Genomic DNA, 13,794 nt, shown 5'->3' on the forward strand with positions numbered 1-13,794 from the left:
CCGCAATAGGCGCTTTCCCTGTTGATGCAGCGGAATTAGTGGACCGGGAGTTCATTGCTGGAGTATCCCCCATTAATTCCGGGAGTCACACCGTAAGTGGAGACGATGACAACGTTACGTTAGATGCCAGTGGGGTAACCTCCTCAGTCGCATCCCAGCGTGCGCTTATTAGTACCCTGAATGGTACGGTAAGGATTGCTATCTCTCAGGGTAAAACCTTGACGGTTATAGGACACAATAATAATTCTACTGTCGAAAACAGTTCCGCATTATATGCCTGGCAAAGGGACACATATCCCGGTAGCTCTATATTTTTTACGGGGGGCAATGTCGTTGTCAGCAATTCTGTTCCGGGATCTTCCTCTGACATCTATGCCATCTACGCTGGTCCGGGTGGGAAATTGAATTTCCTCAGTGATGGAGATAACAAGATCAATCTCAAAGTGGATATGTCAGCGGAAGAGGGGGCCGGAACCCATCGAACGGGCATTGCCCTTCATAATGGTGAACTGAATTTTGATGGTGGTCGGTTTGAGGTTTACGTAGATGGTGCCCCTGGAAGTTATTCTATCGACGGACGCAACGGAATAACCATAGCAGCTGAGAGTAATATGAATGTCAAAGCTGATAGCATTCATATTGAAACCAATCAAACGGCTATTGGGGTAACGGGTAGCACTGGCTCGAGCCGTCCTGCCGCACCCTATGGTGTTTACAATGAAGTGAACTTCGAGGCAGATTCAATTTATCTGAAAGGTTCTCAGGGAATAATATCCATGTTGAACGACAACCTCCGAAGCCGCACTAGTTTCACGTTCACCGGCAGGACAGTCATTGAAGCCATTGCCAATACAGGCCCATGGGCTTTCTCCGGTGATTATGTGGGGGGGCACATTATTGCGGGCAACGCGACAGACTTCGAATTCGATGGCGACGTGACATTGACGGGGGAAGATCTGACGCCACTTGGCACGAGTCCTGGGCATGAACTTAAAGGCATTACGCTGGTGAACAGGTCATTACTCGTCGCCAATGGGGATCTTAGTCTCCGAAGCAATGGTGGCCATCAGAACACGGGTTTACGGATATTGGAAAGTCAGGCCGAGTTCAATGGGCAAACGCAGATTGCCATGTTAAATGGCGTTGAATCGGCTACCGCGATTTATGTTGATGGCCAGCCTGGAATGACCACTCACGCAAAATTTCAGGGTGACCTGGCGATTTCAACAGCGGGTTCACATGCGGCAAAAATTACCGGGATCGAAGTTCTTTCTGCGGGCACAGTAGATATCCAGAAAGGGTTGTTTATTTATGATAACCCATCGATTGACTGGTCTCTTTTTTCAACGGGTGCCGGCAGTCGGATCGACGCAAACTCATCGGGAACCGGGATCGTACAGGTCGAAGGTAATATCGGCGCGGCTGACAATGGTACGCTGGAGATGACACTCAACAACGCAGACTCATGGTTAAAGGCGACCAGTTATACCGCCCGCGATACGGCAAGGGCCGGCACCCTGAACATGAATATTTCCAATGGTGCAGTGTGGGAGGTAACCGGCAATTCGCATGTCACTAATCTGTTGTTACAGGGAGGGCGTGTGAATATGCTTGCGCCGGGCAGCGCTGGCGCATTTAAGACATTGACTGTCGAAGGCAATTATACCGGCGGTGGTACCCTGACAATGAACACGGTACTCGGAGGGGATAACGCCGCGACGGACAAACTCATCGTAGAGGGGAATACTTCCGGCCACACGCTGGTGGCAATCAACAATATAGGGGGGATGGGAGCGCAGACGATCGAAGGAATTGAAATTGTTAATGTTGCAGGAACCTCCAATGGGACTTTCGAGAAAGAGAGTCGCATTGTTGCCGGAGCGTATGATTACAATGTAATCAGGCGTGGTAGCAACTGGTATTTAAGCAGTGCAGTGGATACCGTTGACCCAACGAATCCCACGAATCCCACGAATCCCACGAATCCCACGAATCCCACGAATCCCACGAATCCCACGAATCCGACCGATCCAGGTGCGCCTGCTTCGCCAGAAACACCGCAAACGCCGGTACACCCAGGAAGCCCGTCACAGATTCGCCCGGAATTCGGCAGCTATCTGGCAAACCACCTGGCCGCAAATACGCTGTTTATCTCGCGACTGCACGATCGTCTGGGCGAAACGCAGTATACCGACGCGCTGACGGGTGAGAAGAAAACCATCAGTATGTGGATGCGTAACATAGGAAGTCATACGCGGTTTAACGATGTCAGCGAACAGTTAAAGACTCAAAGCAATCACTATGTGCTGCAGATGGGGGGCGATCTGGCGCAATGGAGTACAGATGGCCTGGACCGCTGGCATCTTGGGCTCATGGCGGGCTATGCCAATAGCCGTAGCCGCACTACGTCAGCGTTAAACAACCATGATTCCCGTGGCAAGGTTGATGGTTACAGCGTAGGCGTTTATGGCACGTGGTATGCCAATGAGCTTGATAAGTCCGGAAGCTATGTGGACACCTGGATGCTCTATAACTGGTTTGATAACACCGTCAATGGTCAGTATCAGGCAAGTGAAGCGTATAAATCCAAAGGCATCACGGCTGCGGTTGAGGCGGGTTACAGCCTGAAGGTCGGAGAAAGTCAGCAATTGACCTACTGGATCCAGCCCAAAGCGCAGGTCGTCTGGATGGATGTGCAGGCGGACGATCATCGGGAACGTAATGGCACGCAGGTTAAGGTGGATAGCACCGGTAATCTGATGACCAGTCTGGGTGCCAGAGCATACTTCAATCGGAAACCCACAGGCGAAGAAGACAAAATGGCAGGCATCCAGCCCTTTGTTGAAGCAAACTGGATCCACAACTCACACAGCCCGCGAGTGACCATGGGTGAGGTGCAAAATGATGTACAGGGAGTGAAAGACCTGGCTGAACTGAAAATTGGTGTGGAAGGACAACTCACTTCTCGAATAACCGTCTGGGGAAATGTCTCCGGGCAAGTAGGGAGTGACCGTTACAGCAGTGCCCAGGGCATGGTGGGTGTGAAATACAACTGGTAAGTGTGGTCCAACATTTCATGCGAAGGGAGGAGGGGCAGGGTAAACCTGCTCCTTATTTATTTCGGCCTGACCAGCGATCTGTTCCAGTAAACAGTAAAAGATCGGTCGTCTGTCTCCGTTTCAAAGGGTATCTTTAGAGGGAACCTGGAATTCCCTGCATCCGTTGTCACGAGAGAAAGACCATGAAAAAAGACGTTCATCAGGTAAAACAGCACCGTTGTGTGATCCGTGATGTTGAAACACTGTCGTTATATTCAGAGCGCGCTTTCCCGCGTCATTCTCATGATCAATTCGGCATCGGGCTTTTTAGCCAGGGAAGCCATCGCTCATGGAGTAATATCGGCAATGTCAATGCGGTAACAGGGGATATCATCATGGTCAATCCCGGTGAAATTCACGACGGGATCCCCGCTACGGGTCCGCGGGGTTGGCACATGCTGTATATCAATCCTGACGTCTTTATAAAAGAATGGAATACCAACTTATCGACAGGCGATTTGACCCTGAAACCGGTGGCTCACGATCCCGCACTTGGTTTGATGATTCGGCAGTTTTTTAGCCAGTCGACTGCTGTTGAGCCGGACACCATGGCGATTGAAGAGATGCTCATGCGATGTCTGATGCAGGCCGGGCAACACCATACGCTATCTGCCGCGCAGCGTATCCCGTATTCTCCGACGGTTCGGCTGGTAAAAGAGTTCATCGATGATGCCCCGGAAGAAAACATTACCCTCGCGGGACTCGCCAACCTGTGCGATATCACCCGTTTCCAGCTCATTCGCTATTTTTCCCGGGAAGTGGGGATTACACCACATGCTTATCTTCTGCAGTCCCGGGTTCGGCTGGCAAAAAAACTCTTGTCACAAGGCAAGAGGACGGCTGATGTTGCGGCGATGGCCGGTTTTTCCGATCAGAGCCATCTCACTCATGCGTTTCAGAAACAGACGGGCTTAACACCGGGGCAATACCGCTGCGCCGTGGTGAATTAACCATCTGCAATTTTCTACAAGATCTGCAGGCTTATCCTGATAAACACTGGCGCTCTTATGATGTGTTTACCAGAGATTATATTATGCAAATCAGTATTGAGTTCATCTTAACCTCATTTATTGTGATTATTTCACCAGGAACCGGTGCGATTTATACCATTGCGATGGGATTATCGCGAGGTGCAGCAATGAGCTTGCTGGCGGCCGTAGGGTGTACATTAGGGATAGTGCCACATATGTTGGCTGCTATAACAGGATTAGCCGCCATTTTCTATTCCAGTGAAATGGCATTCACTCTTATCAAATATGCCGGGGTCGTGTGGCTGTTGTACATGGCGTGGAATATCATAAAAGAAAAATCAACATTACAACCTGATGATTGCGAAGTTTCTCAGTCAGGCGCGCAAGTCATTCTGCATGCCATATTTATCAATCTGTTAAATCCTAAGTTATCACTGTTCTTTTTGGCTTTCCTGCCCCAGTTTATTCAAACCACGTCTTCCACACCGGCAACCGATATGTTGATATTGAGCCTGATCTTCATGCTAATGACGCTGCTTGTGTTCATGGCTTATGGCATATTTTCATCCTTCATGCGCAGGAAAGTATTAAACCACCCGACGATTTTGTCGGGACTACGGATCCTGTTTGCGTGTGGCTTCGTAAGTCTGGCGATTAATTTATTACTAACCCAGCGTGGCTAGTGTCAGTAATGTCAATGGCATGCTATTTCTTTAGCAGGGTTAGTTGTTGGAAACGTTCTTGCAGTGTGATCTCTCATCATGCTGCAAGAACAGTCGGTAACACGATAAGGAACATTATCGGCAAGCAATGGCGTCAAGTTGAAACAACATTCCTGATACGCCACCGCGATGCGCAAATTCAGTCTGAATGGATTTTCTGGCCGGAAATTGACCATTAAAGCGTTGCTTCATGACTTTCTCCATGACAGGAATATCCCACACATCGCGGAACAGTGCGTCAATTTTCACTACTGACTCCAGCGTCAGGCCAATCGTGTTAAGCCTTTCACTCAAGTTATCAAATGCGCCATTGATTTGCGCCTCAATGGGTTGTCCGATATTTCCAATACAGTAACTCACATAGACAATATCGCCAGCCTCAACCAGCCCGGCAAGTGCCCAGTCTTCATTAATTTCATGCCTTGTTATTATGGCCATAATGTTCACCATCATCCTTGGTTTTACATGATTCATCCCTGTCATCATACTATCTTCCTGCTATGTCGCAATAAATGAATATTTTGTGAAGGAAAAATAAGAAAATTCAAATGATCTTGAAAATGTTGTTTTTTTTATACATTTTGAATGCGTTGACGTTGTCATTCCACTGCGCCTGATAGTGTACTTCTCAATTTTGGTAATAAATTAAAATTATTTTTTAGCAAGCGGGTTAGCTGTTAAGAAAAGGTAACGTATTTAAGTTTCTTATTATCAAAAGTAATAGCCTGGTTTTTGTCCCGGTACCGCTACTGAAAAGAAGCTATCTCAGAAAAATATCTCTAAGCAGTTCTCTGCGCATTTTTATTTTTTGTGTATTGATGGTTTGTGTCATTAATATGTTTCTTACAAATCAGTCGCTTGAGCGTCTCACTTTTCCTTGAGATGGCTGATGTTTTTCATTTAAGGTTGTTTAAGGCTATTTAAAATGACAATTTAAGATATTTACAGCAATAATCGCTATCACAAAGACAGTAAGTGTCTTTGTGATGTGTTTGTCTATTCTTTCAGCTTAGATTCTCAGGAATGTCGCTATTACGAATGGAGTAAATCAATGATGCATATATTCTCATATGATCAGTATTTTATTGCCGGTTTGCAGCAAATACTGTTTTTTACCGGATTTGACAAATCACATGATATTGTTGTTTTTGATCCGGGCGGAGGCACCATTTATATTACAAATAGCGCTGAATGCCTTCGAGCGGAAACAACCGATACATTAGCTCATTTTACACAAATACGATGCTATTCCTTGACCCGGAACGCACCTTTGACTGAGTACTTTTACGTGCTGGATAAGCTAAAACAGAATAAGCAAATCCCTTTGCATACCCGGTCATTGTCGAACAGAGAACGGATAATCATTGAATATTATCTGGCGGGGTTCGGAAAGCGTGCAATTGCACGAATGATGCTGCTCAGCGAAGGGGCTATCAGCAATAGCCAGTTAAGAGCACTCCGGAAAATGAATATGAAAAATATGCCATTGTTTCTGCAGGTTATACGTAACTGGTGCGCATTCAGAACGCAATATTCTTGTGAATGCAATATCACCTTTCTGCCCTAGGACTTAAGAATTATCGATTATTCCATTAGGCACCATGCTCAGAGGTCGACATGGTGATGACAACGCTGTGTATTCAGTGAAAAGTAGTGACAAAAGCGGGATGTTATGTCATCAATCAGGATATCTTTGAGGATGAAAGCAATTAAAGCAACATTCAAAAAAAAGACATCATTGATACCCCAAATTTAATCATGCCTTGAAAAACGACGCTGAGATCGTGCGAACGATACTCGTGATCAAAAACTGTTTTTTTGGGAGGGGGAACAGGACGTATCCAAAGGACATGGCGATGAAATTGTACTTAATTAATGGCACGGTAGAGTTCCATCCACAGACCCGAAGCCTGAAAAATCAATTAACTGGAGAGGTTGTTTATCTGCAACAGCCTGCCACGGCATGTTTCCTTTATCTTATTTTGAATCAGGGTAGGGTTATCGCGCAAAAAGAACTGGTAAACGAAGGCTGGAAAGCACGTGATGTTGTGACCATGCCAAATACGTTTTATCAGACTATTTTAACATTGCGTAAGGCACTGGAAGAGATTGGATTACCAAGACATATGGTAAAAACCATTTCCCGGCAAGGATTAATATTGTCATCAGACATTGTGATCGAACCGCTTTCTCTTCCCGGTCTTGCTGTTTCTGAAAGCTCAGCAATCAAAACGGTAACCAGTGAAAAAGAATTTTCCGAAAATATTCTACCTAACAAATCCCGTTGGCTACATATTGGAATATCCTTTTTCTTTATTATGACGTTAATAAACTGCATGTTCATGTATCAGAATCGATTAAACATGCCATTTCAGAATTATGTGACGCTGCCCATGGGTAAGAAAAACGACAATCGCTGCCATGTTTATTATGGAGTGACGCAGTCGGTGATAGATAATTACACTACGCTAATAAAAAAGCATCCGCATTTTTGCCAGGACAACAATTATATTTTTCTCTCTGACTACGCTAAAACCGGACGTTCTGTGGTATTTGTGTGTAGCAAAGATGTTCGATCTGACACTGCGGCATTTTGTTCATCTCATTTTTTCTGGAATCTTAGCCAATGAGTAAAAATACGGCTGTATTACTCCTGGTTTGTTTTTTCAGCACAACAGCGATTACCGGTGCTTATCTGTTATATATGCTATTTAAACCGTCCTACCTGGATTGTATTGGCGATGCTGACTGGAATGTTGGTGATGCACGTTTCGTGGGCGTGGTTTCCTATCAGATGTACAAGCGAGAAGGACTGGCCGTCATTACGGGTAAAGTCGATGGCGAGACAAAGATTAATGTCAATCGACTGGTCTATTTTAACTATACCCAGCAGTTCAGAACGCGGATTCTACATACAGTGCGCATAGTCAAAACCTTTTCCGATACCGTGACTGATGAAAAGCTCGAAAAGATATTATCTCAATTCTTTCTGAAGAAAGGTGGAGAATTGACCCTTACCGTGGATGAGTATCAATCCGCATATGTCTTTTCAAACGCCAATGTGCCATATCTGTTTTGCAGGAAGAAATGATGAGTAGAATTGCAGCCACATGTGAGGTACCCCACGCGGCAATCAGTATCCGTTTCCTCGTTCGCCATGTAAGATAGCCGCTGGCGAGAGTGTTTACCGAGGACAAGTATGATGAAAACGGGACCGTTGAACGAAAGTGAACTGGAGTGGCTGGATGATGTGCTGACCAAGTACAACACTGAACATGCCATTCTGGACGTGGCAGAACTGGATGGACTGCTGACGGCTGTACTCAGTTCACCACGTGAAATTGAGCCAGAGCAGTGGCTGGTTGCCGTATGGGGTGGGGCGCAATATGTGCCGCGCTGGTCCTCTGAAAAAGAGATGACGCGTTTTATGAATCTCGCTTTCCAGCATATGGCGGACACGGCTGACCGGTTAAATGATTTTCCTGAACAGTTTGAGCCACTGTTTGGTCTTCGCGAAATTGAAGGGCGTGAGATCACGATTGTGGAAGAGTGGTGTTTCGGCTATATGCGCGGCGTCGCGCTTTCCGATTGGTCTGCGCTACCTGACACCCTTAAACCGGCGCTGGATGCTATTGCGCTGCATGGTACAGAAGAGAATTTCGAGGTGGTTGAGAAAATGACCCCGGAAGCCTTTGAAGAGAGCGTGGAGGCGATTCGCCTCGCGGCGCTGGATCTCCATGCTTACTGGATGGCGCACCCGCAGGAAACGCCGGCGCAGGTACCAGTGAAAGCGGAAGTAAAAGTAGGTCGCAACGATCCGTGTCCGTGTGGCAGCGGCAAAAAATATAAGCAGTGCTGTCTGCACTAATGAGAAAGGGGCCAACGCCCCTTTTCTTTATCCCACTTCGGGCAGCAGCCCGGCGGCTATTAAAAATTGCACGCCAATCACCACAATACCGCACATAAACACCAGCACCAGAGCGGGACGTCCGCCCAGTACACGGTAGCCCGCCTGCGGATTCTGTTTACGACTCTGCCATGCCAACAGCGAAGGGATAATCAGCGCCAGTATCGCCAGCGCGACACCGGCATAGCCCAGCGCCATCACAAAACCACGCGGATAGAAGAGGGCGAAGGCCAGCGGCGGCAGAAAGGTAATCGCGCCCGTTTGCATCCGGCCAGCGGCTGTATTGCGGCGCTGAAACAGATCGGCCAGATAATCGAACAGCCCCAGTGCCACGCCAAGGAAGGAGGTCGCCAGCGCTAAGTCAGCAAAAAGGTGCACTGCCAGCTCAACGTGCGGCGAGGCAACAACTTCCCGTAGCGCCTGCAATAAACCATTCAACCCGGCATGATTGGCCAGCAGCCCCATAAACGTCGTTGAGTTGATGCTGCCGAGCGTCGCCAGTTGCCAGAAAATATAGGCCACTAACGGAATCGCGCTGCCGATAATAAACACCCATCGCAGTTTGCGAATGTTACCTTCCATGTAGCTCACGATGCTGGGAACGCTGCCGTGAAAGCCGAAAGAGGTGAAAATGACCGGGATAGCTGAAAGTGCCAGCCCTTGCTCAAGCGGCAGGGTCAGAAGATTGACTTTATGAATGTGCGGCATCAGAAGCGCCAGCATTACCACCAGGAAGATGATCTTGGCGCTGAACAGAAAGCGATTGAACAGATCGACCAGCGAAGTGCCGACACAGACGACGCCGCCGGCAACAAAGGTGAACAGCAGGACGCCAACCGTGGGCGACATCTGCGCGCCGGTCCAGTCGCTGATACTGGAGGCGAGCAATTCACCTGCGCCGCTGATGTAGGCTGCGGTCAGCGCGTACATCAGGAACATCATACTAAAACCGGTTATCCATTGTCCGTAGCGTCCCAGATAGCGTTTGGCCAGCGTGCCTAGTCCTGTGTCTGCCGGGACATGCTGATACACTTCAAGCAGCAACAGCGCGGTGTAACACATCAATGCCCACAACCCAATCAATAACGCAAAAGTGACGCCAAAACCGACCCCGGCAGCCGCCAAAGGCATCGCCAGCATCCCTGCGCCAATCGTGGTGCCCGCTACGATGAAAACACTTCCCAGAGTTCTATTCTTCACGCTTTACACTGTCCCAGAGATAAACAACGGTTAAATCTGCGGCGCAGGGTAAGACAAAACGTTATTTTCGTCAAATGACCGTTACATAGACTGTATAAAAATGTTTACGATGGCTGAATGCGCACAACCTGCGTTAGCGCAAAGCAGTGGATGGCGTATCGCCGTAGGCTACACACTTTATTGAGGAGGAATGATGGATTCTGTACACGGTCACGAAGTGCTGAATATGATGATTGAGTCAGGTGAGCGCTATTCTACGGCTAGCCTCGAAGCCGCGATTAAGGCGCGGTTTGGTGAAGCGGCGCGTTTTCATACCTGTTCAGCGTCGGACATGACGGCGGGTGAACTGGTAGCGTTTCTGGCAGCGAAAGGGAAATTTATCGCTCAGGATGACGGTTTCTCTACGCACGAAAGCAAGATCTGCCGTCATTAAGAAAACGGTGAGGAATGTCCTCACCGTTGACGATTAATTTGCGGTATCGAGTGTAGACAGCTCTTTATCGATAAAATACAAACCTTCGCCGCTTTTTCCTGCCAGCGTTAATTTATCAATCACCGATTTAAACAATTTCTCTTCTTCATGCTGTTCGGCAACATACCATTGCAGGAAGTTAAAAGTTGGATAATCCTGACTGGTCATCGCGGCATGCGCCAGTTCGTTAATTTTCTGGGTGATCAATTGTTCGTGTTCGTAAGTCACACGGAACAACTCATCCAGCGATGTATATTCAGCAAAAGGCGATGAGACGGTTTTAATGCGTGGCAGGCTGCCGGTATCGGTCAGATAGTCAAACAGACGCTGCATGTGCGTCATCTCTTCCTGTGCGTGGCGACGCAGGAACGCGGCGGCCCCTTCAAAACTGTGGTAGCTGCACCAGGCACTCATCTGCTGATAGAGCAGGGAGGAATATAATTCCAGGTTCATTTGCTCATTCAGTTTGTCGATCATTTCTGTTTTCAGCATGGCTTCGCTCCACAAAATTCATAAATATGTTGATGTGGCGTCACTATAATTTGTTATTTAATTATTTGCAAAAGGTAAAATAATAAATTTAATTATTAAAAATACGAATGGGAATAAAACGCATTTGCGCTATAAAATAATTAACGCGAAATAATACAGGCCAGCCAATACTGGCCCGTAAATTAATAATAATGAGGTACCGCTTGCGAAATGGCGATGCCCTGACATTGCCAGGAAAGGGTGATTTTCGTGTTCATACACAGGGAGCCTGCATAAACGCTACAGGTACTGACGGGTTGACCGAATGACTGGGCGCCGGCATAGCCGAGTTGCTGACACGCGCGCGTGGCGGTGCCCTGGGCAATATAGTCATCGGTATGGGCGTTTTGCAGCATCGCCTGATCGTAACTCAACCGTACTACGCCGGTCGTTGCGCTGACATCACTCACCTGTGCCTGTCTGTTGATCGAGCACCCCGTCAGGAGTATCAGTGAGAGGGCAATAAAAAGAGTCTTCATGGTATCGCTCTGAATGTTCGGTGATACGCTATCCTAATTCACACATCGGCGTTTCAATGGCCTGAATAACTTATAGATCAGCAACGACTAATCCACACGACGATGGACGTTTCGCGGTCAACTGAGGAAAATGTGAAACTGCTCCTCATTTTTAAAACCATCTTTCATAAAATTTGAAAGTATGTTTGCTAAGTAGTACTGTGCGGTATCGTGATGATTCAAGGCGGGACTTCCCGCATCGCATTCAGGAGAAGACAGAATGAAAATTGCACTGATGATGGAAAACAGCCAGGCGGGTAAAAACGCCGTCATTCACCGCGAACTCAAAGCGGTGGCGGATGAAAAAGGTTTTCCGGTATTCAACGTTGGGATGAGCGACGAGAATGACCATCACCTGACCTACATCCATCTTGGCATCATGGCGAGCATTCTGCTGAATTCAAAAGCGGTTGATTTTGTGGTGACCGGCTGCGGTACCGGCCAGGGCGCGCTGATGTCGCTGAATATTCATCCGGGCGTGGTGTGTGGCTACTGCATCGATCCGGCGGATGCATTTTTGTTTGCCCAGATTAACAACGGTAACGCGCTGTCTCTGCCGTTTGCTAAAGGATTTGGCTGGGGCGCGGAACTGAACGTGCGCTTTATCTTTGAGAAAGCCTTCACGGGGCGTAACGGTGAAGGGTATCCGCCAGAACGTAAAGAACCGCAGGTGCGTAACGCCGGGATCCTTAACCAGGTCAAAGCAGCGGTCGTTAAAGATAACTATCTTGATACGCTGCGTGCGATCGATCCGGAACTGGTGAAGACGGCGGTTTCTGGTCAGCGTTTCCAGCAATGCTTCTTTGAAAATGGTCAGAGCAAAGAGATCGAAGCGTTTGTTCGCGAAATCCTCGGCTAATTGTTGCTGATAAGCCGGCGTGTACGGTGTGCATCCGGCTTTCTTCTCACTTCCTTGCAGACACCGCGTTGCCAGCATCTTTCACCAGACGTAGCGTATCAACCATGCCAATCAGGCAGATAAGCGCGATGACCACAAACGCCAGACGAAAGCTGATGCCAGGAATTGTGCTCATTCCCAACCATTCACTCACATTTACACCAATACGAATACCGATCGCTCCCAGTGAAATTCCCAGCCCAACGGCGAGCTGTGTGGCGGTGCTGAACAAGGTATTCGCATAACTCATCTGGGCAGAAGGAACGTCGGCGAAGGCTAGCGTGCTGATGCCAGTAAACTGAATCGAACGGAACACACCGCCGAGGTACAGTACCAGTAATATAAGCCAGACAGGCGTGGTGGGGGTGATCAGCGCGCAGGCGAGCAGTGCCAGCACATTGAGCGCCCCGTTAATCAACAGCAGCTTTTTAAAGCCGAGCCAGCGGATGAGCGGCGTGGTCGCGGGCTTAATGGTCAGATTGCCGACAAACACCGCAAGCACCAGTGAACCGGCCTGGAAGGCATTCATGCCAAATCCTACCTGAAACATGAGCGGCAGGAGAAAAGGCACGGCGCTGATTGAGGCCCGGAACAACGACCCTCCGTACATGGTGACGCGAAACGTCGGTATCTGCATGGCGTCGAGGCGAATCATCGGCCAGGCGGCTCGCCGGAAGTGGCGCAGCGCAAAGGCAAATGTCCCCACACCAAGCGCCAGCAGGGCTATCGTCAATCCGCTTTCGGGATGCTGCGCGCCCAACAGCTCCATCGCATAGACCAGACTGACCATCGCAATGGCGGTGGCGACAAAGCCGGGAAGATCAAAGGGGCGCCGATGGTCATCACGGATATTAGGTATAAATCGCAGCGCCAGTATTATCGCCAGCAGACCCAGCGGCACGTTGATAAAGAAGATCCAGCGCCAGTTGGCGTAGCTGGTAATAAAACCGCCGAGCGGTGGGCCAATAATGGGGGCGACCAGCGCGGGCCAGGTTAAGGTGGCGATCGCGGTAATCAACTGATGTTTCGGCGTGGTGCGCAAGACCGCTAAGCGCCCCACCGGAACCATTAACGCGCCTCCTACGCCCTGCAGAATGCGCATCGCCAGGAAGCTCTCCAGCGTTGTGGAAAGACCGCACAGCACAGAGGCGAGGGTGAAAATGGCGAGGGCAAGCGTAAAGATTTTGCGTGCGCCAAAACGGTCGGCTATCCAGCCGCTGGCCGGGATGAGTACCGCCAGGGTAATCAGGTAGGCGCTGATCCCTATATTTAAATCAACAGCCTGAACACCGAAACTTTTGGCCATATCAGGCAGGGCAGTTGCGATCACCGTGCCATCAATAAACTCCATGAAAAACGCGCCGGCGACAAGCAGAGCGGCAGGTGAGATACCCCGTGTGTCTTCTATGATTCGATCTTCTTGCATGTTGAGCTTGCCATTCAAAAAACAGTATAAAAAATTACCGAAACTAAGAGT

At 48.6% G+C, this 13,794-nt stretch carries 14 protein-coding genes; 9 read left to right on the plus strand and 5 right to left on the minus strand.

Annotated elements, in window-relative coordinates; translation table 11 throughout:
- Positions 1–776 precede the first annotated feature (776 nt).
- From KE671_RS12990 to KE671_RS13000, 3 genes are all read left to right on the plus strand, one after another.
- On the plus strand, positions 777–3,059 hold the full coding sequence (locus KE671_RS12990) for an autotransporter outer membrane beta-barrel domain-containing protein (protein WP_241029856.1): 2,283 nt from the start codon (positions 777–779) through the stop codon (positions 3,057–3,059).
- A gap of 182 nt (positions 3,060–3,241) precedes the next feature.
- Positions 3,242–4,048: an AraC family transcriptional regulator gene (locus KE671_RS12995; RefSeq protein ID WP_206163284.1), complete on the plus strand. Its 807-nt coding sequence runs from the start codon at positions 3,242–3,244 to the stop codon at positions 4,046–4,048.
- A gap of 83 nt (positions 4,049–4,131) precedes the next feature.
- Positions 4,132–4,752, plus strand: a complete 621-nt coding sequence (locus KE671_RS13000) for a LysE family translocator (protein WP_241029857.1) — start codon at positions 4,132–4,134, stop codon at positions 4,750–4,752.
- Between the two features lie 114 nt (positions 4,753–4,866).
- On the opposite strand, the gene KE671_RS13005 is transcribed toward KE671_RS13000, so the two are convergent.
- Positions 4,867–5,277: a RidA family protein gene (locus KE671_RS13005; protein ID WP_241029858.1), complete on the minus strand. Its 411-nt coding sequence runs from the start codon at positions 5,275–5,277 to the stop codon at positions 4,867–4,869.
- A gap of 565 nt (positions 5,278–5,842) precedes the next feature.
- Here KE671_RS13005 and KE671_RS13010 point away from each other — a divergent pair.
- From KE671_RS13010 to KE671_RS13025, 4 genes are all read left to right on the plus strand, one after another.
- Positions 5,843–6,358, plus strand: a complete 516-nt coding sequence (locus KE671_RS13010; protein WP_206163285.1) for a LuxR C-terminal-related transcriptional regulator — start codon at positions 5,843–5,845, stop codon at positions 6,356–6,358.
- 289 nt (positions 6,359–6,647) lie between these two features.
- Positions 6,648–7,421: a winged helix-turn-helix domain-containing protein gene (locus KE671_RS13015; protein ID WP_206163286.1), complete on the plus strand. Its 774-nt coding sequence runs from the start codon at positions 6,648–6,650 to the stop codon at positions 7,419–7,421.
- Entirely contained in the window at positions 7,418–7,882 is a 465-nt protein-coding gene (locus KE671_RS13020) for a hypothetical protein (protein ID WP_206163287.1), read from the plus strand. Before KE671_RS13015 ends, KE671_RS13020 begins: the two co-directional genes overlap by 4 nt.
- A 111-nt stretch (positions 7,883–7,993) precedes the next feature.
- Entirely contained in the window at positions 7,994–8,659 is a 666-nt protein-coding gene (locus KE671_RS13025) for a YecA family protein (RefSeq protein ID WP_206163689.1), read from the plus strand.
- Between the two features lie 27 nt (positions 8,660–8,686).
- Here KE671_RS13025 and tyrP read toward each other — a convergent pair whose 3' ends face one another.
- Positions 8,687–9,838 carry a tyrosine transporter TyrP gene (tyrP, locus tag KE671_RS13030; RefSeq protein ID WP_241029881.1) on the minus strand — a complete coding sequence of 384 codons (1,152 nt, stop codon included), beginning with the start codon at positions 9,836–9,838 and terminating at the stop codon, positions 8,687–8,689.
- A 253-nt stretch (positions 9,839–10,091) separates the two neighbouring features.
- Here tyrP and KE671_RS13035 point away from each other — a divergent pair, with 253 nt between their 5' ends.
- Entirely contained in the window at positions 10,092–10,331 is a 240-nt protein-coding gene (locus KE671_RS13035) for a YecH family metal-binding protein (RefSeq protein WP_206163690.1), read from the plus strand.
- Between the two features lie 33 nt (positions 10,332–10,364).
- Here the strand turns inward: KE671_RS13035 and ftnA are convergent, their stop codons facing one another.
- Both ftnA and KE671_RS13045 read right to left on the minus strand, forming a co-directional pair.
- Positions 10,365–10,862 (minus strand): non-heme ferritin, encoded by a 498-nt coding sequence (ftnA, locus tag KE671_RS13040; protein ID WP_206163289.1) that lies wholly within the window; start codon positions 10,860–10,862, stop codon positions 10,365–10,367.
- 182 nt (positions 10,863–11,044) lie between these two features.
- Positions 11,045–11,380 (minus strand): YecR-like lipofamily protein, encoded by a 336-nt coding sequence (locus tag KE671_RS13045; protein WP_206163290.1) that lies wholly within the window; start codon positions 11,378–11,380, stop codon positions 11,045–11,047.
- A 259-nt stretch (positions 11,381–11,639) separates the two neighbouring features.
- Here KE671_RS13045 and KE671_RS13050 point away from each other — a divergent pair, with 259 nt between their 5' ends.
- Positions 11,640–12,278 carry an RpiB/LacA/LacB family sugar-phosphate isomerase gene (locus tag KE671_RS13050; protein ID WP_206163291.1) on the plus strand — a complete coding sequence of 213 codons (639 nt, stop codon included), beginning with the start codon at positions 11,640–11,642 and terminating at the stop codon, positions 12,276–12,278.
- Positions 12,279–12,324: 46 nt separating this feature from the next.
- Here KE671_RS13050 and KE671_RS13055 read toward each other — a convergent pair whose 3' ends face one another.
- Positions 12,325–13,743 carry an MFS transporter gene (locus KE671_RS13055; protein WP_206163292.1) on the minus strand — a complete coding sequence of 473 codons (1,419 nt, stop codon included), beginning with the start codon at positions 13,741–13,743 and terminating at the stop codon, positions 12,325–12,327.
- Positions 13,744–13,794 lie beyond the last annotated feature (51 nt).

It is taken from the genome of Citrobacter amalonaticus (assembly GCF_018252635.1).
Lineage (GTDB): Bacteria > Pseudomonadota > Gammaproteobacteria > Enterobacterales > Enterobacteriaceae > Citrobacter_A > Citrobacter_A amalonaticus_E.

Bases quoted from the DNA above. Each gene is read 5' to 3' on its own strand.
- KE671_RS13050 (WP_206163291.1), top strand. From the start codon at position 11,640: ATGAAAATTGCACTGATGATGGAAAACAGCCAGGCGGGTAAAAACGCC.
- ftnA (WP_206163289.1), bottom strand. From the start codon at position 10,862: ATGCTGAAAACAGAAATGATCGACAAACTGAATGAGCAAATGAACCTG.
- KE671_RS13035 (WP_206163690.1), top strand. From the start codon at position 10,092: ATGGATTCTGTACACGGTCACGAAGTGCTGAATATGATGATTGAGTCA.
- KE671_RS13020 (WP_206163287.1), top strand. From the start codon at position 7,418: ATGAGTAAAAATACGGCTGTATTACTCCTGGTTTGTTTTTTCAGCACA.
- KE671_RS12995 (WP_206163284.1), top strand. From the start codon at position 3,242: ATGAAAAAAGACGTTCATCAGGTAAAACAGCACCGTTGTGTGATCCGT.
- KE671_RS13045 (WP_206163290.1), bottom strand. From the start codon at position 11,380: ATGAAGACTCTTTTTATTGCCCTCTCACTGATACTCCTGACGGGGTGC.
- tyrP (WP_241029881.1), bottom strand. From the start codon at position 9,838: ATGCTGGCGATGCCTTTGGCGGCTGCCGGGGTCGGTTTTGGCGTCACT.
- KE671_RS13025 (WP_206163689.1), top strand. From the start codon at position 7,994: ATGAAAACGGGACCGTTGAACGAAAGTGAACTGGAGTGGCTGGATGAT.
- KE671_RS13055 (WP_206163292.1), bottom strand. From the start codon at position 13,743: ATGCAAGAAGATCGAATCATAGAAGACACACGGGGTATCTCACCTGCC.
- KE671_RS13000 (WP_241029857.1), top strand. From the start codon at position 4,132: ATGCAAATCAGTATTGAGTTCATCTTAACCTCATTTATTGTGATTATT.
- KE671_RS13015 (WP_206163286.1), top strand. From the start codon at position 6,648: ATGAAATTGTACTTAATTAATGGCACGGTAGAGTTCCATCCACAGACC.
- KE671_RS12990 (WP_241029856.1), top strand. From the start codon at position 777: ATGTTGAACGACAACCTCCGAAGCCGCACTAGTTTCACGTTCACCGGC.
- KE671_RS13005 (WP_241029858.1), bottom strand. From the start codon at position 5,277: ATGATGACAGGGATGAATCATGTAAAACCAAGGATGATGGTGAACATT.
- KE671_RS13010 (WP_206163285.1), top strand. From the start codon at position 5,843: ATGATGCATATATTCTCATATGATCAGTATTTTATTGCCGGTTTGCAG.